Origin of the sequence: Lysobacter ciconiae (assembly GCF_015209725.1) — a bacterium.
Taxonomy (GTDB): domain Bacteria; phylum Pseudomonadota; class Gammaproteobacteria; order Xanthomonadales; family Xanthomonadaceae; genus Novilysobacter; species Novilysobacter ciconiae.
The window spans coordinates 2,231,243-2,253,348 of sequence record NZ_CP063656.1; the positions used below are offsets into that span (position 1 = coordinate 2,231,243).

Consider the following 22,106-nt stretch of genomic DNA (forward strand, 5'->3'; position numbering starts at 1 on the left):
GGCGTTGCGTCTGCCGGGGGCCTCCGGCCTGGGCGGGCCGGTTCGGGCTATCGCTCGCGCGCGAGCAGCCCGGCGACGGCTTGGCGGTAGCGCGCCGCGATCGCGTCGGCGTCCACGTGCCGGCCGCCATCGACGACGCAGCGACCGTCCACCCAGGCCTGCCGCACCAGCGGGCGGTTGCCGCTGAAGATCCAGCGATCCACCGTGTCCGCGTCGGTGGCGCCGGCAAACTGCGGTGCCTCGCCGTCCAGCACCAGCACGTCCGCGTGGGATGGATCGAGCCGGTGGCCGGTGGAATCGGATGCGCTGGCCACCACGCCGCGCAGCAAGGTCTCGCCGGCACTGGGCGAGTCCACGCTGACCGCGATGTTGCGTCGGCGCGTGACCAGGCGCTGGCCGTATTCGAGCCAGCGCAGCTCCTCCACCGGCGAAACCGACGAATTGGAGTCCGAGCCGACGCCCCAGCGGCCGCCGGCGTCCAGATAGTCGCGCAGCCGGAACAGGCCATCGCCGAGGTTGGCTTCCGTGGTCGGGCAGATTGCCACCGTGGCGCCGGATTTGGCCACGCCGGCAAGTTCGGCGTCGTCCAGGTGGGTGGCGTGCACCAGCGTCCAGCGCTCGTCGACCTCCGCGTTGTCCAGCAACCACTGCACCGGACGCGACCCGCGCAGCTGCAGGCATTCCTCGACCTCGGGTAGCTGCTCGGCGATATGGATATGGATGCGGCTGTCTGCGGGCAGCGCCGCAAGTACTTCGCGCATCGCCGCTTCCGGTACCGCGCGCAGGCTGTGCAGCGCGCAGCCGATGCGCAGACGCCCGCTCTGTTTTGCCCGCAACGTGTCCAGCAGGCGCAGATAGGCGTCCACGCTGTGGCCGAAGCGCTGCTGGCGCGGCTCCAGCGGCCGGCCGTCGAACCCGCCGGTCATGTACAGCACCGGCAACAGGGTCATGCGGATGCCCACGTCGGCCGCGGCTTCCACCAGCGCCGTGGACATCGCCGCGGGGTGCGCCCATGGCTTGCCGCCGGGGCCGTGATGCAGGTAGTGGAACTCGCACACGGTGGTGTAGCCGGCTTCCAGCATCTCGGCATACAACTGCGCGGCGACGGCATGGAGCGATTCGGGGGTGAACCGGTCGGCGAAGCGGTACATCGTTTTGCGCCAGGTCCAGAAAGAATCGGCCGGATCGGTCTGCGCCTCGGCCATCCCCGCCATCGCGCGCTGGAAGGCGTGCGAATGCAGGTTCGCGATGCCCGGCACCACGCGCTGCGGCGCGCTGGAGACGTGGCGTGGCGCGAGCCCGTCCGCACGGGGCCCAGTCTGTGGCAGCTGTCCATCGCGCCAACCCTCGGGGTGCCAGATCCTGGCCGTCGCATTGCTGTTCATTGCCTGATTGTCGCCCGCTGCGGCGGCGCTGGCGACCCGCCCCGGCGGCCGGTCTGGCAGGCGCACGCGTGTTCCCTACAATGACCGGATGACGATTTCCGCTGAAACCAACGACCTCCGCGCCGCGAAGCCGGCCGCCAACCACGCCCCGGGCGCCGCCAACGGACGCTGGGACGGCCTGATCCTGGGTGCGTCGCTGGCGACGCTCGACTGCGCCGACGGTTACGGCGAGGTCGGCAACGCCGCGCTCGGCTGGCTCGACGGACTGATCACCTACGTCGGTCCGCGCGACGGGCTGCCAGGCGCGCCGGAAGCGCTGGCGCGGGAGGTCATCACCACCGACGGCTGGATCACCCCGGGCCTGGTCGACTGCCACACCCATCTGGTGTTTGCGGGCGATCGCGCGCGCGAGTTCGAGTTGCGCCTGCAGGGTGCCAGCTACGAGGAAATCGCCCGCGCCGGCGGCGGCATCCTGTCCACGGTGGAAGCGGTGCGCGCCTGCGATGAAGACGAGCTGCTGCGGCAGTCGCTGCCACGGGCGCGCGCCCTGCTCGCCGACGGCGCGACCACGCTGGAGATCAAGTCCGGCTACGGCCTGGACTTCGAAGGCGAGCACCGGATGCTGCGCGTGGCGCGCCGGATCGGCGAGGAACTGGGCATCGGCGTGCGCACCACCTACCTGGCCGCGCACGCCCTGCCCGCCGAGTACAGGGAACAGGCCGACGCCTACATCGAGGAAGTGGTCCAGTGGCTGCCCAGGCTGCACGCCGAAGGGCTGGTGGATGCGGTGGATGCGTTCTGCGAGGGCATCGGCTTCACGCCGACGCAGACGCGCCGCGTGTTCGAGGCTGCGCGCGCGCTGGATCTGCCGGTCAAGCTGCACGCCGACCAGCTCAGTGACTTGAGTGGCGCGGCGCTGGTGGCAGAATTCGGCGGTCTTTCAGCCGACCATCTCGAGCACACCAGCGAGGAGAGCGTGCGCGCGATGGCCGCGGCCGGCGTCGTCGCCGTCCTGCTGCCTGGCGCGTTTCATGTCTTGCGGGAAACCCGGCTGCCGCCGCTGGCCTCGTTCCGGGAACACGGCGTGGCCATGGCGATCGCGACCGACTGCAACCCCGGCACCTCGCCGTTGCTGTCGCTGCGCCAGGCGATCCAACTGGCCTGCACCCACTTCCGCCTCACGCCGCAGGAGGGCCTGCGAGGGGCGACCGTCAACGCCGCGCGCGCGCTGGGACTGGGCGATCGCGGCGCGCTGCGGGTGGGCATGCGTGCCGACTTCGTGCGCTGGAAGATCCACCATCCGGCCGAGTTGGGCTACTGGCTGGGCGGTGACCTCGCCGGCGGCGTCTGGATCGGTGGCCAACGCGTGCATCACCGGTAACGCCGAGCCGCCCGATTACTGCACTATCGGGCTCTCGTTACCCACGCCGCACAGACCTGCGGACCCACTGGAGAGATCATGCATCGCACCCTGCCCGTCCTGCTGCTCGCACTCGTTCCCGCCCTCGGTTTCGCCCAGTCGACCTCGCAGCTGAGCGCCACCGACGCCGCCCGCGCGCTGGCCCAGGAGGCGGTGATCGTGGACACCCACATCGACGCGCCCGGCATGCTGACCGATCGCTGGATGGACCTGGGTAGCGATGCACCTGGGCGCGAGTTCGACTATCCCAAGGCCCGCGCCGGCGGCCTGGACGTGGGTTTCATGTCGATCTACACCTCGGCCAAGCAGGACGAGGACGGCGTGGCCTGGCAGGCCGCCAACGAGATGATCGACTCGGTCGAGGCGCTGGTCCAGCGCCATCCCGACCGGTTTGCGCTGCTGCACTCGCCCGGCGACGTCGAGCGCCTGCGCCAGGGCGGGCGCGTGCTGCTGCCATTGGGCATGGAAAACGGCGCGCCCATCGGCGACGACCTGGCCAACCTGCAGTTCTTCTTCGATCGCGGCGTGCGCTACATCACCCTGGCCCACAGCGCGGCCAACCGGATCGCCGACTCCTCCTACGCCATCGAGCGCAAATGGAACGGCCTGAGTCCGTTCGGGCGGCAGGTCGTGGCCGAGATGAACCGGCTGGGGATCATGGTCGACGTCTCCCACGTCTCCGATGAAGCCGCCCGCCAGGCCATTGAACTGAGCACGGTGCCGGTGATCGCCAGCCACTCCGCGTTCCGCCATTTCACCCCGGACTTCGAGCGCAACATCAGCGATGAGCTGGCCAAGGCGATTGCCGCGAAGGGCGGCGTGGTCCAGATTCCCTTCGGCACCGCGTTCGTCGATCCCCGGGGTGCGGCCGACACGCAGGCCCACTTCCGCGCCATCAACGACTTCAACCAGCGCAACGCCGAGCTGCGGGCGGCCGGCAAGCCGGATCTCGACCGGGAGACGTTCAACCGCGAATGGTCGCAGGCGCACCCCGCGCCGCAGACGCCAATCGAGGCCGTCCTGGACCAGATCGACTACGCGGTGCAGCTGATCGGGGTCGACCACGTCGGCATCGGCTCGGACTTTGACGGCGTCGATGGCGAGTTGGCCGATGGCCTGCGCACGGTCGCCGACTTCCCCAACCTGATCAGCGGGCTGCAGGCCCGTGGCCACAGCGATGCCGACATCCGCAAGATCCTTGGCGGCAACCTGTTGCGGACCTGGGCCGCGATCGAGGCCGGTGCCCGCTAGCGCAACCGGGTTCCCCAGCACCTGAAACAATCGGGGCAAAAAAGGAAAGCCCCGCATTCGCGGGGCCTCTGCTCACAACGGCATGGCGCCGGTGCTTATTCCTTGGCGACGGTCTTCTTGGCGACGACCTTCTTGGTCGTTGCCTTGCTCGCGGCCTTGCTGGCGGAAGTCTTCTTCGCTACCGGCGCGCTGGCGGTGCCGGCGGCCTTGGATACGGCCGAGCGGGAGTTGCCGTAGCTGGAGTTGAAGCGCTTGCCCTTGGCGGTCTTGCGGTCGCCTTTGCCCATGATTTTGCTCCCGGTTGGGTGTTGATACGATTGAAAAACCCGCACCTCAGGCGTGATCACCGGCGCATGGTGCCGGCGCCACGCGTGGCGCGGGAACCGCCAAATCTTAACATGGGCGTCCGCCCGGCCGTCTGCCTAGTGGTGGCAGCAGGCGTCGTGCACGTGTCCGTGGTTCAGCCGCAGGTTGATCACATGCGCCACGCCCACCAGCGTGCCGCCAAACGTCATGGCAACGGCGTGCGGTACAACGCTGGCGTGCAGCGGGTGGTACAGCACCGCCGCCCAGAGCACGCCCAGGCCCGTCAACAACAGCCACAGTGCCCGCGCGACACCGTGCCTCCGGTAGCCTTGGACGAGACTGAACACGCCCAGCAAAGTGGCAAACAGCACGAACGCCTGCTCGAACCGCTCGCTGCCCAGGCTCATCAACCCGACCGCCGGAAGCAACGCGATGGCGACCGGAAGCAGCGCGCAGTGCACTGCGCAGATGATGGAACCCGATGCGCCAAGGCGGTCGAGCAAACGCTGGTTACGCGGTGACATCAGGACACCTTCGATGGATACATGACTTGTGGGGACTTGCCGACAGATTAGAATAATATAACATTCCGATCCTGTGCCGCTACTTTTTGCAGGATTTCCGTGTCCCCAGCGTTCCCGATGTCTCCGTTTTCGTTGCAGCCCAGTCTTCTCGCCCGTGCATTGCTGTCAGCCCTGCTGGTCACGCCAGCGGCGTTTGCCGCCGGCGTCGATTCGGCATCCATGCAGGCGCACGATCCGGACCATGAGCCGGTCGACCTGAGCGCCGTCCAGGTGCGGGCATCCATCCTGCCCGGCACGGTCGAGGACCTGGCCCGCCCGGTGGAGGTCCTCGCCGGTGAACGGCTGGACGCGGCCAAGGCCAGCTCGCTGGGGGAGACGGTCAACAAGCTGCCCGGCGTGCAGTCGTCCTATTTCGGTACCGGCGTCGGCCGCCCGATCGTGCGCGGCTTTGACGGCGCGCGGGTCCAGGTGCTCAGCGACGGGCTGGGTTCGGGCGATGTGTCCACGGTCAGCGCCGACCACGCGGTCAGCATCGAGCCCTTCCTGGCCAACCAGATCGAGGTACTGAAGGGACCGTCCACCCTGCTCTACGGCAGCGGTGCCATCGGCGGCGCGGTGAACGTGATCGACGGGCGCATCCCCGAGGCGGCCACCGACGAGCCGCTGCAAGGCCGGGCGGAACTGCGGGCCGGCACGGTCAACGACGAGAAGACCGGCATGCTGCGGCTCGATGGCACCTCCGCCTCGGGCCATTTGGTGTTCCACTTCGATGCCTTGCACCGCGAGACCGGTGATTACGCCATCCCCGGGTTTGCCGAGAGCGCCCGCCAGCTGGCCGCCGAGGGCGAGACGCCCGATCCCGCCACCTCCGGAACGTTGGCCAACAGCGCCCTGCGCACCGATAGTGGCGCGCTGGGGATGTCCTGGGTCGGCGAGCGCGGCTTCGCGGGCGTGGGCTACTCGCTGTTCAACACCCACTACGGCGTGCCGGGCCATTCCCACGACGATGGTGATGGTCATGGCCACGACGCGGACGATGGCCACGACCACGGGGATGACACCCATGGGGATGACGCCGTGCACATCCTGATGGACCAGCGTCGCACCGAAGTGCGCGCCGGTCTGGACGAACTGGGCGTGTTCGAGACCCTGCGGATCAAGTTCGCCGACACCCGCTACACCCACACCGAGTTCGAGGGTGAGGCGATCGGCACGGTGTTCGACAACAGCAGCAAGGAAGCGCGGCTGGAACTGGTCCACCAGCCCTGGGCCGGCTGGCGCGGCGCGTTCGGCGTGCAATGGGCGCACCGGAAGTTCGACGCCGTCGGCGCGGAAGCGTTCGTGCCGGGCACCGAAGGCAACGACACCGGCCTGTTCTGGATCGGCGAGCGCCGCAGCGGCGACTTCAAGTTCGAACTGGGCGCGCGGCATGACCGCAACACCATCGATGCGGTGCCGCAGCCGCTCGCGCCGCTTCGGGCCAACTCGCGAAAGTTCGAAGCGCTGAGCGGGTCCGCGGCGGTGCAGTGGGAGCTCAGCGACCGGTTCCACGCCTCCCTCGGGCTGGACCGCTCCCAGCGGGTACCGACCGCCGAGGAGCTGTTTTCCAGCGGCCTGCATGTCGCCACCGGAACCATGGAGGTCGGCGACGAGACCCTCGGCGTGGAAACCGCGAACCGGCTCGAGCTGGGACTGCGCTGGCACGGCGAGCGCATCGATCTGGGCGCGGCCGTGTACGGCATCCGCTATGCCGACTTCATCTACCAGGCCAGCCCGACGTCGCTGGACGACCCCGGCAATCCGCTGTTGGACGGTGGCGTGCCGGTGCGCCTGTGGAACCAGGCCGATGCCCGCTTCCACGGCATGGAGGCGGACGCCACCATCGCGCTGGTCGACAATGACCGTGGCGCGTGGGACCTGCGGGTGTTCGGGGATATCGTGCGCGGCAAGCTCGCGTCCGGGGGCCGAGAGCGCGACGTGGACGTGGAGGTTTTCCACGGCGGGCACGTGCACCGGCACGCGGCGCGGATCAGCGAGCAAGGCAACCTGCCGCGCCTGGCGCCGGCGCGGCTGGGCAGTGAACTGTCCTGGAGCAACGGCACGTGGCGCGCGTCGCTGGGCGCGGTGCGCTACCTGAAGCAGGACCGGGTCGCGACCAACGAAACGACGACGCCCGGCTACACGCTCGTCGACGCCCACCTGGCCTGGCACCGCGACACCCCGTCGGGCAACGCCTGGGAGGTGTTCCTCGACGGCAGCAACCTGCTCGACCAGGAGGCCCGCCCGCACACCTCGTTCCTGAAGGATCTGGCGCCGCTGCCCGGCCGCGGCATTGCTTTCGGGGTGCGCGCGTTCTTCTGAGCGAAGCCTAGAGCGCGCGCGCCATGTACAAGGCGCCGTCCCCGTACTGCCGGACCTTGCGCGCCAGGTTCGGCGCCACGTCCAGCGACCGGAAACCCATCCGCTGCCAGAACCCGGCAGCACCGGGCACGGCCACCAGCTCGGCGCTCAGCAGGCCGCCGCGCCGGCCCGCCTCCAGGGCGGTGTCCACCAGCCGTCCTCCGAGCCCGGTGCCCATGGCGCGGGCGGAAACCGACAGATCGTGCACGTACAGGATCCGTGGGCCCTCGGCTGGCGGCGCCGAGAGCACGGTGTCGACCGCGGGCGGGCATTGGCTGAGCCAGGGATGGGCAAGGATGTATCCCATTGCAAGGTGATCGGCCTCGGCGAGATGGCAACACCCTGCCGCGATGCGCAGGCGGCTGGCAAATGCCGGAAGCGAATCACGCAATGCCGGCGGGTAGCTTTCCGCCTGCAGCGCGAACACGTCTGGCACGTCATCCTCTCGCAGGGCTCGCAGCGACGCATGCATGGTCGCCGCCTACCTGCCTGCCGCGCGGACGCACTCCGCGCACAGGCCGTGCACTTCCAGGATCTGCGCCCGCGGCACGAACCCCAGCCCGCGTGCGCGGGATTCCAGTGCCTCCACGATGGTGTCGTCCTCAAGTTCCGTCGCCGACTGGCAGCCGTCGCAGATCAGGAAGGGCACCGCGTGCTGCTCGCCGCCGGGATGGTGGCAACCGACAAACGCGTTGACCGAGGCCAGCTTGTGGATGAAGCCGTGCTCGAGCAGGAAATCCAGCGCGCGATACACCGTCGGCGGCGCCGCAGCATCGTGCGTGGCCTTCATCCGGTCCAGCAACTCGTAGGCCTTCAGTGGCCGCTCGGCATCGGCGATCAAGCGCAGGGCATGGGAGCGGATCGGCGTCAGGCGCAATCCGCGCTGCGCGCACAGCCGCTCCACCTCGAGCACGAAGGCGTCGCCATCATGGACGTGGTGTTGCGGATCGGTGCAGTCGTGGACAGGGCTCATGTCGTCGGTGCGGCCTGCAACGGGCGCGGCAAGCGCGCCATTGCGACCGGTCTAATCCTCCAGCGGGATCCTGGCAAGCGCCGCGTCGATGCGGCGTACCGCTTCGGCCTGGCCCGCCAGGTAAACGGTGTGGGAAATGTCGGGGCTGACCTGGGTGCCGGTCATCGCAACGCGCATCGGCTGGGCGACCTTGCCCATGCCCAGCTCCAGCGCGGCGGCGGTGTCGTGCAGCGCGGCGTTGATCGCCTCCGCATTCCAGTCGGCCAGCGCGGCCAGGCGGGCGCGGGCATCCTCCAGCGGTGCGCGCGCGGCGGACTTGAGGTGCTTGGCCACGGCGGCTTCGTCGTAGGCGGTTAACGGCCCGAACCAGACCGCCGCGCGCTCGGCCATGTCCTTGAGCGTCTGCACGCGGTCGCGCAGGGCCAACACGATGTCGACCGCGGCCGGTCCATTGGCCAGGTCGTAGCCGGCCTGCTGCAGGTGCCACTGCAGGTGCACCGCCACCGCCGCCGGGTCATCGGTCTTGAGGTACTGCTGGTTGAGCCAGCCCAGTTTGGCCATGTCCAGCCGCGACGCGCTGGCGTGGACGTTCTTGAGGTCGAACAGGGAGGTCATCTCCTCGATCGAGAAGATTTCCTGATCGCCGTGCGACCAGCCCAGGCGCACCAGGTAGTTCAGCAGCGCGTGCGGCAGATAGCCGGCGTCGCGGTAATCCATGACGTCCGCCGCGCCGGTCCGCTTGGAGAGCTTGGCGCCGTCCGGGTCCAGGATCATCGGCAGGTGCGCGAAGTGCGGCACCTCGACGTCCAGGGCGCGGTAGATGTTGATCTGGCGCGGGGTGTTGTTGACGTGGTCATCGCCGCGCACGACATCGGTAATGCGCATGTCCATGTCGTCGACCACCACCGCGAAGTTGTAGGTCGGGTAGCCGTCGGAGCGGAAGATCACCAGATCGTCCAGCTCGCTGTTGGCGATCTCGATGCGGCCCTTGACCTTGTCCTCCCAGGCGACCACGCCGTCGAGCGGGTTGCGGAAGCGGATCACCCGATTGGGGTCCTCGCGGAACCCCGCGTTCCGGTCGCGGTAGGCGCCGTTGTAGCGCGGCTTGGTGCCGGCCTTCATCGCCGCCTCGCGCATCGCGTCCAGCTCGTCGCGAGTCTCGTAGGCGTAGTACGCGTGGCCGGCCGCCACCAGTTGCTCGGCGACCTCGCGGTAACGCTCCAGTCGCTGGGTCTGGTAGACCGGCGCACCGTCGTAGTCCAAGCCCAGCCAGTCCATCGCCTGCAGGATCGCGTCGATCGCCGCCTGCGTGCTGCGCTCGCGGTCGGTGTCCTCGATGCGCAGAACGAACTCGCCGCCGCGGTGGCGCGCCTCCAGCCAGCAGTACAAAGCGGTGCGGGCACCGCCGATGTGCAGGTATCCGGTCGGGCTGGGAGCAAAGCGGGTGCGGCAGGTCATGCGGTCAGGCTCGTGCGGGTGGACCGGTGATGGTACCGCGCCCGCTGTTCCCCGGCCGATCAGCCGGCGTCGGAATCGGTACCCTCGCCGCCCGTCAGCGGGCTTTGCGCGTCAAAGGCCAGGGTCGCGATCACCCCGAACTCGCGTCCGGGCTGGACCGACACGCTCCAGCCGTACAGCGCGCACAGCCGGCGCACTATCGACAGGCCGATGCCGCCGCCGTGGGTGTGGCCGGCATGGGTGCCGCGGTAGCCACGCTGGAAGATGCCGGCGGCGTCCTCGGCGCTGAGGCCGGGGCCGGAATCGATCACCTGCACCGCGCCGTCCAGCATGCGCACGATGACCTCGCCCTCGGTGGTGTACTTGACCGCGTTGCCGATCAGGTTGCCCAGGGCCACGGCGACCGCCGCCTCGGGCGCATCGACCACCAGCGGGCCGGTGTTGTCCTCCAGGCGCAGCACCAGCGGCTTGCCGGCCAGCTGGGTGCGATGCACGTCCAGCGACTGCGCCGCCAGCCTGGCCACGTCGGTCGCGCCGTGGCCGCGCTCGTTGCGCGACAGCAGCAGCAGCGCGCTGATCAGGTCGGTGCACTGCTGCTCGGCGCGCTGGATGCGCATCAGCCGCATGCGGGTCTTGTCGTCCAGCTGCGGGTTGGACAGCAGCAGTTCGACCGCGCCGCGGATCACCGCCAGCGGCGTGCGCAGCTCGTGGCTGACGTCGGCGTTGAACTCGCGGTCCCGCTGGACCACCTCGGTGAGCCGGCCGGCGTAATCGTCCAGCGCCTCGGCGAGCTGGCCGACCTCGTCGTCGGGAAAATGATCGGCCAGGGACTCGGCAGCGGCGCTGCGGCCGGACTCCTTGAGCCGCTGGGCCAGCTCCGATACCGGGCTCATCACCCGCGAGGCCGACCACCAGCCCAGCACCAGCGAGAGCAGGGTGAACACCAGCACCGACGCGTACAGGGCGTGGTTGAACCGCTCCTCGCTGCGCATCGACGGGGTCATGTCGTAGGCGAGGAAAAACCACGCCTGCGGCGTCTTGCGCACGGCCAGCTTGTAGGCGAACTCGGTACCGTCCGGGTCGGTGCCGACCATGCCGGTGATGCCGTCCGACAGCGCGTACCACTCCGGCCGGCTCAGGCGCACCGACTCGAACTTGTCGGGCGTATAGACGTAGGCGCGGACCTGGTCGAAGGGGAACTCGCGGTTGTTGGGGTCCACCTCGAACTGGTGCGCGGCGTTGGCGAGGTTGCGGTTCATCACATCCTCGATCAACTGGTTCTCCACCCGCGCCCGGGTCCAGTTGGTCGCCCAGGCGAACAGCAGGGTCAGGCTGAAACCCAGCAACACGAACGACAGGATGATGCGGCTGCGCAGCCGCCGCCGGTAGCGCATGCGCCGGCTGGGGGCGGGGCCGCTGGCCGCCGCCGCCCTGGGAACCTCAGCTTTCGGCATCGAGCTCGGCGATCCGGTAGCCGATGCCGTGGCGGGTGTGGATCAGCGAGGTCGGGAACGGCTTGTCGACCACCGCGCGCAGGCCGTGGATGTGCACGCGCAGGCTGTCGGAGTCCGGCAGTTCCTCCCCCCAGACCCGCGTTTCCAACTCCTGGCGGGTGACCACCGCCGGCGAGGACTCCATCAGCGACTGCAGGATCTTCAGCCCGGTCGGGTTGAGCTGGAGCAGCTTGCCCTGGCGCCGTACCTCCAGCGTGTCCAGGTTGTATTCCAGGTCGGCGGCGGTCAACACGCGGGTCTTGACCCCGCGTCCGCGGCGCGCGAGGGCGTTCAAGCGGACCTCCACTTCCTGCAGCGCGAAGGGCTTGATCAGGTAATCGTCGGCGCCCGAATCGAACCCGGCCAGCTTGTTGTCCAGGGTGTCACGCGCCGTCAGCATCAGCACCGGGGTCTGCTTGCGCGCCTCGTTGCGCAGCTTGCGGCAGACCTCCAGGCCATCGATGCCGGGCAGGTTGAGGTCGAGCACGATCGCGTCGAAATCGTGCACAACGGCCAGGTGCAGGCCGGTGATGCCGTCGGCGGCGAAGTCGACCGTGTGGCCACGGTCTTCGAGGAAGTCGCCAAGGTTGGCGGCAATGTCCTGGTTGTCTTCAATGACGAGGATGCGCATGGAGTCTTCCTGTGTGGGATGACGCCGGCCGGGGCCGCGTCGGAACCGGACGGGCGGTTGAAAGTCGCCCGGCGCGGTGGATCGCCCGATTCTGCCAGACCGCGGCGGTGGACAACGTCACGGCGCGCGCCGGCATCCACCCGTGCGACGCGGCGTCAGCGTCGCTGCAGCCGCCAGCAGCGGTGGATCCGGGGATTGCGGGCGAAATCCGGCGGGATGGTCTGCGCGCTGATCTCCTCGCTGGACGCAAATTCCGCCACCGCCGCCTCGTCCAGACGGAAGCGGCGGAAGTTGTTCGAGAAGTACAGCACGCCGTCGCGCGCCAGCCGATCGACCGCCGCACGCAGCAGCCGGACGTGGCTGGCCTGGATGTCGAAATCGTCCGCGCGCTTGGAGTTGGAGAAGGTCGGCGGGTCGCAGAACACCAGGTCGTACTCGGCCTGGTCGGCCTCCAGCCAGGCCATGGCGTCGGCCTGCACGAGCCGGTGGCGGGCGCCGCCCATGCCGTTCTCGGCCAGGTTGTCGGCGCACCATTGCAGGTAGGTCGGCGACAGGTCGACGGTGGTGGTCTGGCGGGCGCGGCCGACGGCGGCGTGCATGGTGGCGGCGCCGGTGTAGCCGAACAGGTTCAGGAAGCGGGTGTCCTCGGCCTCGGCGGCGATCCGCAAACGCAGGGGCCGGTGGTCCAGGAACAGGCCAGTGTCGAGGTAGTCGAACAGGTTCACCCGCAGGCGGGCATCGCCCTCGCGCACGGTCAGGTACTCGCCGCGCTGGTCGAAACGGCCGTACTTGGAGCCGCCCTTGCCGCGCGAACGTGTTTTCAGAGCCACGTGCTCACGCGGCACGTCGAAGACCTCGCGCGCGGCGGCCAGCAGCTCATTCAGGCGACGGCGCTGCAGGGGCTCGGGAATGTCGTCGGGCGCCGCGTACTCCTGCACATGCAGGAAGGTGCGCGGCGACTCCTCGTCGGTCTGGTAGACGTCGATCGCGGCGGAATACTCCGGCAGGTCGGCGTCATAGGCGCGGAAGCAGGTCACCGCCTCACGCTGGCGCCAGGTCTTCAACTTGCGCAGGTTCTTGCGCAGGCGGTTGACGACCATCTGCGCGCCCTCCGCCAGTGCCGGCGCCTCCTCGCCCGCCTTGCGCTCGCGCTGCGGCGGTGCCACCGGATCGACGGTGATCAGGGTGCATTCGATCGCGCCGTTGAACATCTGGTACTTCTTCAGCGCGCGCAGGCCGGTAGCGTGGGCCAGCTCGGCGTCACCGCACAGCAGGCTGGCCCGCCAGTCCGGCACCGCGCGCTTGAGCGCATCGCCGAGCGCGCGGTACAGCGCGGGGTCCGCCGCCAGGCGCAGGTCGTAGGGCGGGTTGCAGACCACCAGTCCGCCGGGCGCGGCGTTCGCTTCGGGGTCGACCTCCGCCCAGGGGAGCACGGGGATCGATCCCAGACGCAGCCCTTCCACCGCGGCGGCTTGCCACTGGATCACCCCGGCCAGTCCGGCCAGGACCTCGTTCTCCTGCGCGGCGGCGATCGCCTGCGGATCGCGGTCACGGCCGAAGAACACCGGCCGCAGCGCCGCGCGTCCGGCGAGCTCGCGCTGGCGCGCGTCATCGTGCAGCGACTGCCAGGCGTCCGGGTCGAAGCCCTTCCAGCGGGTCGGGGCGAAGCCGCCGTGGCGCAGCAGGCCGGGGGCGACGTCGGCGGCCATCAGCGCGCCCTCGATGACCAGCGTGCCGCTGCCGCACATCGGGTCGAGCAGTCCGCCGCCGTCGGCGTAGACCTGCGGCCAGCGGCCGCGCATCAACACGCCCGCGGCCAGGTTTTCCTTCAGCGGGGCCTCGCACTGCTGCTGTCGCCAGCCGCGCCGGTGCAGCGGGCCACCGCCCAGGTCGATGGACACGATCGCGCGGTCCTTGCGCACCACCAGATTGATGCGCACATCCGGCGTATCCACATCCACGCTCGGGCGCATGCCGGTGGCCTCGCGCATCACATCCACGATCGCGTCCTTGACGCGCTGGGCCGCGAAACGGGCGTGGGTCAGGCCGGTTCCCGACACGTGCGCATCCACCGCGATGGTGTCTCCCTCGCCGAGCTGCGCGGGCCAGTCGATCGCGGCCACGCCGGCGTACAGGGCGTGCTCATCGGCGCAATCGAAATCGGCGATCGGCCACAACACGCGGCTGGCCAGACGCGACCACAGCACCGCGCGCTGCGCGTCCAGCAGGCTGCCTTCGACATTCACCCCGGCCATGGTCGCCGTCGCCCGCGTGCAACCCAGCGCGAGCATCTCCTCGGCCAGCAGGTATTCCAGGCCCTTGCCGCAACTGGCAAAAAACTTCATTGCGCGTCCCCGCGATCGTTCGACGTTTGCAGGCTCGACAGCAGGCGCATGAACGCGTCGGCACTGGCCTGCACGTGGCGGGAGAGCCGGTGATCGTCATCGACCAGCAGCAGGCGGGCGCGCCGCTCCTGCGCCCAGCCGACGACGTCCGCGGCGGGAATCAGCTCATCGTCCCAGCCGTGCAGGATGCTCAGCGGCACATCGGCGGCATCGATGGGATGCGCCTGGTTCATGCGGATCGGCGGCGCCATCAGGAACAGGCCGGCCACCGAAACCTGCAGGGACGCGTGCGCGGAGATGAACGCACCGAGACTGGATCCGGCCAGCACGACCGGCCCATGCGCCGTTGCGGCGCGGGTCAATTCCACCAGCCGCTGCAGGCGCTGCGGCACATCGCCCAGCGGGCTGATGTCGGCGCAGGCGTCCAGGTCGGTGTAATCGGGTCGCTCGCAGGTCCAGCCGAGCTCCGCGGCGGCCTGCGCGAGCGCGGTGACCTTGGTCGCGTCGGGCCCGCTTTCAAAGCCGTGGGAAAGGATGCAGTGTCCGCGCATGGTGAATCCGGAAGTAAAAACGCACGGCGGCGACGGCGTGGCGGGCACGGCGCGCGCAGCGGTGGCTGGGGCCCGCGATGCTAGCATCCGGGCCATGCCCACTGAGCCTGACGCCGCCGCTGCCGGCCCTGCCATTCACCCAGCGCCGCTGCCGTATCAGGCGCGTCTGTCCCAGCGGGATCCGGCGTCAATCGACCTGGTGGTGATCCACTGCACCGAGCTGCCGGACCTGGCCATGGCGCGCGAGTACGGGGAGCGTGTGCTTTATCCGGAATCGGGCACGGGCAACAGCGGCCACTTCTACATCGACCGCGACGGCACGATCCACCAGTACGTCGACCTCGACCGCATTGCCCACCATGTGCGCGGCGTCAATCAGCGTTCAATCGGCATCGAGCTGGTCAACAGCGGCCGCTACCCCGATTGGCTCGATTCCCGCCACCAGTCGATGGACGAAGCCTATCCGCCGGCGCAGATAGCTGCGCTGATCGCGCTGCTGGACTGGCTGGCCGGCAGCATGCCCTCGCTGCGATGGATCGCCGGCCACGAGGATCTGGATACCGAGCTGGCCGTGGCGAGCGACGATCCCGGCCGGCGCGTGCCGCGCAAGCGCGATCCGGGACCGCGGTTCCCTTGGGCGGACGTGCTGGCCGCCACTTCGCTGGAACGGCTGCCCGGCTGAGCGCTGGCCGGTGTCTTTGCCCGGCCTGAATCGCACGACCGGCAGGACCGGCCGCGTGCCACCGGCGGCTATAATTGCCGGTCACCCGTATTGGTCCGCCGCATGACGCCCCCCGTTTCCGAGCTGATCGACCTGCTCTCGCTGGAGCGCCTCGAGGACAACCTGTTCCGCGGCCAGAGCCGCGACATCGGCACCAAGTACGTGTTCGGTGGCCAGGTGCTCGGCCAGGCGCTGTCCGCCGCCCGCGCCACCCTGGCAGAGACCCGCGGGGCGCATTCGCTGCACGCCTACTTCCTGCGTGCCGGCGACATAAAGGCGCCGATCGTCTACCAGATCGACCGCACCCGCGACGGCGGCAGCTTCTCGGTCCGCCGGGTGACCGCGATCCAGCACGGCCAGGTGATCTTCTTCATGGCGGCGTCATTCCAGGCCGAGGAGCCCGGTGCCCAGCACCAGTCATCGATGCCGTCGGTGCCCGTGCCCGAGGACATCGAGCCCTCGCCGTCGGTGCCCGACAAGGTCATGGCCACGCTGCCCGACAAGATCCAGCGCTGGCTGTCGCGCGAAGGGCCGTTCGAGTTCCGCCACGTCTATCCGCGTGACGAGCTCAACCCGCCCAAGCGACCGCCGCAGCAGCAGGTGTGGTTCCGCCTGACCGACCGGGTCGGCGACTCTCCTGACCTGCACCAGGCCCTGCTGGCGTACGCGTCGGACTTCCAGCTGTTGGGCACGGCGACCTATCCGCACGGCATCAGCTACTACCAGCCCAACGTGCAGATGGCCTCGCTGGACCACGCGCTGTGGTTCCACCGCCCGTTCCGCGCCGACGACTGGCTGCTGTACTCCATCGACAGCCCCAGCGCGCAGAGTTCGCGCGGCCTGGCGCGCGGCCAGATCTATTCGCGCGACGGCGTCCTGATCGCCAGCACGGCGCAGGAAGGCCTGATCCGCGTGGTACCCGACGCCGACGCCGCGACGCATGTCCCGGCGCGGAGCTGAGCGCCCGCCATGCGCAAGGTATTCAGCAGCCATCGGCTGGAAAACACCGAAGGCGTCGCCGAGCTGCTGCGCCAGGCCGGGATCGAGGTGCGCATCCTCAATGGCCGCTCCTACAAGGGCAACCGCCGCCGGACCTTCAGCTATTCCGACCCGTCCGCGCCGGTGTCGGAAGCCTGGGTGGTGCGTTCCGATGACCAGCGCCTGGCCCGCGAGATCCTCCGCGACGCCGGCCTGATCGACACCACGCGGCCGAGCGACGGCTACACCACGCCCACCTTCCGCAGCGAAGTGGAACTGGCACAGGCGCGTTCACCGGCGCGCAAGAAGCTGTTGCGGATCAAGCTGGGCGTGCTGGCGCTGATCGTGGCGGTGGTGGTCGCCGGTGGCATGCACACCCTGAACCAGCCGCCCGTGCCGGCGGCCACGCCGGAGCCGGTCACGCTGGTCGACGCACAGTTTGCCTCGCCGCCGTTTGATGGAACCATTGCGGCGACATTGGCACCCGTCGCGCGCGCGGTATTCCAATCCAACCTGGGCGAGGTCGATACGCCCGTGGCCTGCCTTGGGGTGGATGGCGGCGATGCGCCGGCCGCACTGATCAGCGAGCTGGCAGGCGCGCAGCCGGGCCTGGCATTGGTGCCGGCGACCGCGTGCCAGGAGGTCGCCGACGAGGACAAGGGCAGCTACGAGCGCGCCACTGGACGGGCAGCGACGATGGTGGACGTGCATGTGTTCCGGCCGTCGGCGCCGGAGCACGGCACCGTGGAGGTCAGCGCGTACCACCACCGCGGCCAGGCCACCTACCTGACGCTGGAGGTGGCCCGGCGGGATGACCGCTGGCAGGTGACCCAGGTCATCAAGCGCGTGGAAAGCCGCGGCCTGATGGGGTTTTGACCTCGGTCAGCGGCCGCGACGCGGAGCGAGGTCGGCGCGGGTGAGATAACCGTCGCGATCCTCGTCCAGGAAGGCGAAAACCTTTTCATTGCCCGGCCAGGCCGCCTCGTATTCGGCGCGACTCAGGCGCCCGTCGCCATTGCTGTCGGCTTGCTTGAAGCGCCGGTCGAAGCGCTCGTCTGCCTTGCGGGTGAATTCCGCGCGGCGGCGCGCGGCGTCGGCCAGCAGCTCGCTGCGCACCAGGTAGCCGTCCTTGTTGGTGTCGATCCCGGCAAAACGCTCGGCCAGTCGCGAGCCCTCTGCTTCCAGCTTGCTGATGCGGCCGTCACCGTTGCTGTCCAGCGCGATGTAGCGGGCGATCCCCCCGTGGCCACCCCACTGGCCCATGCCGCCGGACCGGTGACCGCCGCCGGCACCGCGGCGCCCGCGCTGGCCGTGTTTGCGTTGCAATTCGCTGCGCTCCAGCTTGCCGTCGCTGTTGCGGTCCAGGCGGTCGAAGTGCTCTGCCAGCCGCGGGTGGCTGGCCGCTTCGCTGCGATCGATCACGCCATCCTTGTTGGTATCCAGGGTGAGCCAGCGGTCATGGCGGGGGCTCTCGTTGCCGGTCTTGCCGGTCGCCGTCGCCTGTGGCGCGGCCAGCGCGGCGCCCGCCACCAGCATTGCCACGGCGAGGGCGGACATCCGGATCATTGGGTGCTTCATGCGGGTTCTCCTGCATCGGTGCCAGTACGGCACGGTCGCAGGGATCAACGGGCCACCCCGGCCGGCGTTGACCCGCGACCGCAACCGCAGATGAACAAGGTGGGCATCGCTGCCGCCGCGCGCCGTGCGCCCGCGGCCGCAAAGCGGCGCTATCCTGAGCGGCATGGGCAGCGAAAAAAGCCAGGACATCGACGATCTGCGGCTGTTCCACACCGCCGAGCACCCGTGCGGCTACTGGCCGCAGCGCATCGCCCGCGACCTGGTCATGGACCCGCGCGACCCGCAACTCCCGCGGTGGTATCCACAGGCGCTGCAGTGGGGGTTCCGGCGTTCCGGCGACATCGTCTACCGCCCGCACTGCCAGGGTTGCCGCGCCTGCGTGGCGGTGCGCATCCCCGTGATGCGCTTCCGGCCCGACCGCAGCCAGCGCCGCTGCCTCGCGCGCAACGCCGACGTGGTGACCCGGGTGCTCCCGCCGGAGCGCACGCCCGAGCAACTTGCGCTCTATCAACGCTACCTCGGCGCGCGACATCGCAACGGCGGCATGGACGACCACGGACCCAGCGAATTCGACCAGTTCCTGACCGGGCGCTGGAGCAATGGCCGCTTCATCGAGTTGCGCGATCCGGGTTCCGATGGACCGGGACCGCTGCTGGCCGTGGCCGTCACCGACGTCGTACCCGGCGCGCTGTCGGCGGTCTACACCTTCTTCGACCCCGACCAGGCCCGGCGCGGACTGGGCACGCTTGCGGTGCTGCGGCAACTGCAATGGGCCGCCGAGCAGGGTTACCCGCACCTCTATCTGGGCTACTGGATCAAGGGCCACCCGAAGATGGACTACAAACGCCGCTTCCGCCCGCTGGAAGGTTTCAACGGTCGCAACTGGCGCGACATGGACGCTGGAGAATCCACATGACGCGACGCCGCACCCGCACCCGACTCCGCCGGAATGGCCCTTTTAACTGGAGAAGCGCGCTTCGCTCGCTGGCCCTGCTGGTGCTGGCCCTGGCAGTGGGCGGCTGTGTGCGGGTGTCGGTGCACGGCGACCGGGGGGCCTACGAGGAGGCCAACCGCCCCATGACCGACTCGACGCCCCTGCGGGTGGCCACCTACAACGTCTCGCTGTACAGCGAGGAGGCCGGCGGACTGATCCGCCAGCTGGAGGGCGAGGACGCGCAGGCACGGAAAATCGCCGCGGTGCTGCAGCGGATCCGTCCGGACGTCGTGCTGCTCAACGAGTTCGACTACGACCCCGATGGACGCGCCGCCGACCTCTTCCAGCAGCGCTACCTGGCCCGCGCGCAGCCCGGCGGAGGCGAAGCGCTCGCCTACCCGTATCGATACCTGGCGCCGGTCAACACCGGCGTGCCCAGCGGCCTGGACCTGGACCGCAACGGCGAGGTGGGTGGCAGCGGCCGCGACCGTGGCAACGATGCCTGGGGCTACGGCCTGCATCCTGGCCAGTACGGCATGCTCGTTCTCTCGCGCTATCCCATCGACGCCGCCGCGGTGCGCAGCTTCCAGCACCTGAAGTGGAGCGCCATGCCGGGCGCGCGCGCGCCGGTCGATTCGACCACCGGCGCGCCGTGGTACCCACCGCAGGTGTGGGCGCAGCTGCGCTTGTCGTCCAAGTCGCACTGGGACGTGCCCATCAGCACGCCGCACGGCATCGTGCATCTGCTTGCCGCCCACCCCACCCCGCCGGTGTTCGACGGGCCCGAAGACCGCAACGGCCGGCGCAACGCCGACGAGATCCGGCTGTGGGCGGAGTACATCAACCCCACCGGTGACCGGGCATGGCTGTGTGACGATCGCGGGCGCTGCGGCGGGTTGGCGGCCGATGCGAACTTCGTGATCGTGGGCGACTACAACGCCGACCCGGTGGATGGCGACGGCGTGCCCGGCGCGATCGCGCAACTGCTCGACCACCCGCGCGTCAATGCCCGCTTCGTGCCGCGCAGCACGGGTGCCGCGCCACGCGCCGCCGAGCGCGGCATCGCCCGTCGCGGCGACCTGCGTAGCCACACCGGCGACTTTGGCCCCGAAGGCGGCACGCTTCGTCTGGATTACGTGCTGCCCTCGACCGGCCTGCGCGTCGCCGACGGCGGCGTGTTCTGGCCGGCCAGCGGGGAGCCGGGCAGCGACATCGTTGACGCCAGCGATCACCACCTGGTGTGGCTGGATCTGGTGCCCGCTAACTGAGGTTCGCGATAACTGACCGGCGGCGCGGCTGGACGGGAGTTACGGTTTCTTCGCGGCGGTTTTCCTGGCGGGTTTGGGCTTTGACTTTGCCTTCGGTTCCACTTGGGAAGCGGGCTTCGCTTTTGGCCCGGCGTTCGCTTTCGGCGTCGACTCCGACGCCGTCTTGGACGTCCCCTTCGACTTCGACTTCGCCTTCCCGCGCGTCGGCTCCGGGTCCGCCGACGCGCCGCTTGCAGTCGGTGCGACCACGGGTACCGCGCCGGCTGCCTGCGCTGCGGGCACCAGCGAGGAAACCGCGATGCGCGGGCCGAAACCGAACGACTCCTCGATCCGCGCCGACACGATCAGCCGGACCATGCTGCCGGGGATCATCATCTCCAGCGCGACCGGATCCCCGGCCGTAGTCTGGCCGTCCAGATCCATCTTGAACATCGCGCCGCCCGTATCGATGGCGCGGCACACCACATGCGTGCCTGCAGCGCCCTCGCGCAGGAACGGCTTGATCACCTCGCCCAGTGCCGCTAGCGCCTGCGGGAAAAAGAACACCGCGTAGCCGTTCATGTCTTCCATCCAAACTCCCGTTGCTGTTCTGGTTCCTGGATACCGCGCCCGGTCAGCGCAGGGTGACCTTGAGCTGCGCGGCCGAATTGCGCGCCTTGGCGCGGGCATGATCCACGTCGCTCCCCAGGGCGAGCGTGACCGCCACCCGCCGCTGGCCATCCACGCGCGGCTTGCCGAACAGGCGCAGTTGGGTATCGGGCTCGGCCAGGGCCGCGTCGACCCCGCTGAACTCAGGGACGCCATGGCCCTCGGCCAACACTGCGCAGGACGCCGATGCGGTGCGCGCACGGATCACCGGCACCGGCATGCCGAGGATCGCGCGGGCGTGCAAGGCGAACTCGCTCAGGTCCTGACCGGCCAGCGTCACCAGGCCGGTGTCGTGTGGCCGCGGCGAGACCTCGCTGAACCACACCTCGTCGCCCTTGACGAAGAACTCCATGCCGAACACGCCCCAGCCGCCCAGGTCGTCGCTGACCTTGCGCGCCATCGCCTGCGCGCGCTCCAGTGCCAGCGCCGACATCGGCTGCGGCTGCCAGCTTTCGCGGTAGTCGCCGTCGACCTGGGTGTGGCCGATGGGCGCGCAGAAGGTGGTCCCACCCGCGTGGCGGACGGTCAGCAGGGTGATCTCGTAGTCGAAGTCGACGAAGCCCTCGACGATCACCCGCCCTGCCCCGGTCCGCCCGCCGGTCTGCGCGATATCCCAGGCGGGTTCGATGTCGGCCGCCGCGCGCACCAGCGACTGGCCCTTGCCCGATGAGGACATCACCGGCTTGACCACGCAGGGAATGCCGATCGCCTCAACGGCGGCGCGGTAGTCCTCCAGCGTGTCGACGAAACGGTAGGGCGATGTGGGCACGCCCAGGGCCTCGGCGGCGAGCCGGCGGATGCCTTCGCGGTCCATGGTGAGTTGCGTCGCGCGCGCGGTCGGGATGACACGCGCCGGCCGGCCATCGGCGGCGAATTCGCGCTCCAGCTCGACCAGTGTCGCGGTGGCGATCGCCTCCAGTTCCGGCACGATCAGGTCCGGGCGCTCGGCGGCGACCACGGCCCGGACCGCGGCGCCGTCCAGCATGTCCATGACGTGGCTGCGATGGGCCACCTGCATGGCCGGCGCGTGGGCATAGCGGTCGACGGCGATCACCTCCACGCCGAAGCGCTGCAGCTCGATCGCGACCTCCTTGCCCAGCTCGCCCGAGCCCAGCAGCAGGACGCGGAACCCTCCCGGAGACAGCGGCGTGCCCAGGGTGACGTTGCCTGCGGGCGGCGCGAAGGTCTCGGTCATGGCGGCGATCAATCCAGTCAGGCAGTCAGGACCGGACAGTCTAACTT

The 22,106-nt window shown here is 69.6% G+C and carries 21 protein-coding genes; 8 read left to right on the forward strand and 13 right to left on the reverse strand.

Annotated elements, in window-relative coordinates; all coding sequences use genetic code 11:
* Nucleotides 1–47 precede the first annotated feature (47 nt).
* A complete protein-coding gene (locus INQ41_RS10030) occupies nucleotides 48–1,385 on the reverse strand; it encodes a formimidoylglutamate deiminase (RefSeq protein WP_193984097.1) in 1,338 nt (445 codons plus the stop codon).
* A gap of 88 nt (nucleotides 1,386–1,473) precedes the next feature.
* Here INQ41_RS10030 and hutI point away from each other — a divergent pair, with 88 nt between their 5' ends.
* Together hutI and INQ41_RS10040 are read left to right on the forward strand one after the other, a co-directional pair.
* A complete protein-coding gene (hutI, locus tag INQ41_RS10035) occupies nucleotides 1,474–2,766 on the forward strand; it encodes an imidazolonepropionase (protein ID WP_193984099.1) in 1,293 nt (430 codons plus the stop codon).
* 78 nt (nucleotides 2,767–2,844) lie between these two features.
* A complete protein-coding gene (locus tag INQ41_RS10040; protein WP_193984101.1) occupies nucleotides 2,845–4,056 on the forward strand; it encodes a dipeptidase in 1,212 nt (403 codons plus the stop codon).
* A gap of 95 nt (nucleotides 4,057–4,151) precedes the next feature.
* Here INQ41_RS10040 and INQ41_RS10045 read toward each other — a convergent pair whose 3' ends face one another.
* Nucleotides 4,152–4,343 carry a 30S ribosomal protein THX gene (locus INQ41_RS10045; RefSeq protein ID WP_193984103.1) on the reverse strand — a complete coding sequence of 64 codons (192 nt, stop codon included), beginning with the start codon at nucleotides 4,341–4,343 and terminating at the stop codon, nucleotides 4,152–4,154.
* A gap of 135 nt (nucleotides 4,344–4,478) precedes the next feature.
* Nucleotides 4,479–4,886, reverse strand: coding sequence for a MerC domain-containing protein (locus INQ41_RS10050; protein WP_193984105.1), 408 nt, complete (start codon nucleotides 4,884–4,886; stop codon nucleotides 4,479–4,481).
* 117 nt (nucleotides 4,887–5,003) lie between these two features.
* Here INQ41_RS10050 and INQ41_RS10055 point away from each other — a divergent pair, with 117 nt between their 5' ends.
* Nucleotides 5,004–7,247 carry a TonB-dependent receptor gene (locus INQ41_RS10055; RefSeq protein ID WP_193984107.1) on the forward strand — a complete coding sequence of 748 codons (2,244 nt, stop codon included), beginning with the start codon at nucleotides 5,004–5,006 and terminating at the stop codon, nucleotides 7,245–7,247.
* Nucleotides 7,248–7,254: 7 nt separating this feature from the next.
* On the opposite strand, the gene INQ41_RS10060 is transcribed toward INQ41_RS10055, so the two are convergent.
* The 7 genes from INQ41_RS10060 to INQ41_RS10090 form a co-directional block, all read right to left on the reverse strand.
* The gene (locus INQ41_RS10060) at nucleotides 7,255–7,758 is read right to left on the reverse strand and encodes a GNAT family N-acetyltransferase (RefSeq protein ID WP_193984109.1); all 504 of its coding nucleotides are present in this window, start codon (nucleotides 7,756–7,758) and stop codon (nucleotides 7,255–7,257) included.
* 9 nt (nucleotides 7,759–7,767) lie between these two features.
* On the reverse strand, nucleotides 7,768–8,259 hold the full coding sequence (locus INQ41_RS10065) for a transcriptional repressor (RefSeq protein WP_193984111.1): 492 nt from the start codon (nucleotides 8,257–8,259) through the stop codon (nucleotides 7,768–7,770).
* Nucleotides 8,260–8,310: 51 nt separating this feature from the next.
* Complete coding sequence (gltX, locus tag INQ41_RS10070; RefSeq protein WP_193984113.1) at nucleotides 8,311–9,717, reverse strand: glutamate--tRNA ligase; 1,407 nt, start codon at nucleotides 9,715–9,717, stop codon at nucleotides 8,311–8,313.
* Between the two features lie 59 nt (nucleotides 9,718–9,776).
* Complete coding sequence (locus tag INQ41_RS10075) at nucleotides 9,777–11,171, reverse strand: sensor histidine kinase (RefSeq protein ID WP_193984115.1); 1,395 nt, start codon at nucleotides 11,169–11,171, stop codon at nucleotides 9,777–9,779.
* Nucleotides 11,158–11,841 (reverse strand): response regulator transcription factor, encoded by a 684-nt coding sequence (locus INQ41_RS10080; RefSeq protein WP_043957384.1) that lies wholly within the window; start codon nucleotides 11,839–11,841, stop codon nucleotides 11,158–11,160. The genes INQ41_RS10075 and INQ41_RS10080 overlap by 14 nt, the downstream gene beginning before the upstream one ends.
* Before the next feature lie 155 nt (nucleotides 11,842–11,996).
* Complete coding sequence (gene rlmKL / locus INQ41_RS10085; RefSeq protein ID WP_193984117.1) at nucleotides 11,997–14,186, reverse strand: bifunctional 23S rRNA (guanine(2069)-N(7))-methyltransferase RlmK/23S rRNA (guanine(2445)-N(2))-methyltransferase RlmL; 2,190 nt, start codon at nucleotides 14,184–14,186, stop codon at nucleotides 11,997–11,999.
* Entirely contained in the window at nucleotides 14,183–14,737 is a 555-nt protein-coding gene (locus tag INQ41_RS10090) for an alpha/beta family hydrolase (RefSeq protein WP_193984119.1), read from the reverse strand. Before INQ41_RS10090 ends, rlmKL begins: the two co-directional genes overlap by 4 nt.
* A 94-nt stretch (nucleotides 14,738–14,831) precedes the next feature.
* Between INQ41_RS10090 and INQ41_RS10095 the strand changes: the two genes are divergently transcribed.
* The 3 genes from INQ41_RS10095 to INQ41_RS10105 all read left to right on the forward strand — a co-directional run bounded on the left by INQ41_RS10095 (nucleotide 14,832) and on the right by INQ41_RS10105 (nucleotide 17,312).
* Nucleotides 14,832–15,419, forward strand: a complete 588-nt coding sequence (locus INQ41_RS10095; protein ID WP_193984121.1) for an N-acetylmuramoyl-L-alanine amidase — start codon at nucleotides 14,832–14,834, stop codon at nucleotides 15,417–15,419.
* A 102-nt stretch (nucleotides 15,420–15,521) separates the two neighbouring features.
* A complete protein-coding gene (tesB, locus tag INQ41_RS10100; protein ID WP_193984123.1) occupies nucleotides 15,522–16,418 on the forward strand; it encodes an acyl-CoA thioesterase II in 897 nt (298 codons plus the stop codon).
* Nucleotides 16,419–16,427: 9 nt separating this feature from the next.
* The gene (locus tag INQ41_RS10105; protein WP_193984126.1) at nucleotides 16,428–17,312 is read left to right on the forward strand and encodes a hypothetical protein; all 885 of its coding nucleotides are present in this window, start codon (nucleotides 16,428–16,430) and stop codon (nucleotides 17,310–17,312) included.
* Between the two features lie 6 nt (nucleotides 17,313–17,318).
* Here INQ41_RS10105 and INQ41_RS10110 read toward each other — a convergent pair whose 3' ends face one another.
* Nucleotides 17,319–18,014: an EF-hand domain-containing protein gene (locus INQ41_RS10110; protein WP_228076570.1), complete on the reverse strand. Its 696-nt coding sequence runs from the start codon at nucleotides 18,012–18,014 to the stop codon at nucleotides 17,319–17,321.
* Nucleotides 18,015–18,177: 163 nt separating this feature from the next.
* Here INQ41_RS10110 and INQ41_RS10115 point away from each other — a divergent pair, with 163 nt between their 5' ends.
* Entirely contained in the window at nucleotides 18,178–18,930 is a 753-nt protein-coding gene (locus tag INQ41_RS10115; protein ID WP_193984128.1) for an arginyltransferase, read from the forward strand.
* A complete protein-coding gene (locus tag INQ41_RS10120; RefSeq protein ID WP_193984130.1) occupies nucleotides 18,927–20,216 on the forward strand; it encodes an endonuclease/exonuclease/phosphatase family protein in 1,290 nt (429 codons plus the stop codon). The genes INQ41_RS10115 and INQ41_RS10120 overlap by 4 nt, the downstream gene beginning before the upstream one ends.
* Nucleotides 20,217–20,255: 39 nt before the next feature.
* On the opposite strand, the gene INQ41_RS10125 is transcribed toward INQ41_RS10120, so the two are convergent.
* Nucleotides 20,256–20,786, reverse strand: coding sequence for a hypothetical protein (locus INQ41_RS10125; protein WP_193984132.1), 531 nt, complete (start codon nucleotides 20,784–20,786; stop codon nucleotides 20,256–20,258).
* 43 nt (nucleotides 20,787–20,829) lie between these two features.
* Nucleotides 20,830–22,059 (reverse strand): formate-dependent phosphoribosylglycinamide formyltransferase, encoded by a 1,230-nt coding sequence (purT, locus tag INQ41_RS10130; RefSeq protein ID WP_193984134.1) that lies wholly within the window; start codon nucleotides 22,057–22,059, stop codon nucleotides 20,830–20,832.
* Nucleotides 22,060–22,106: the final 47 nt, after the last annotated feature.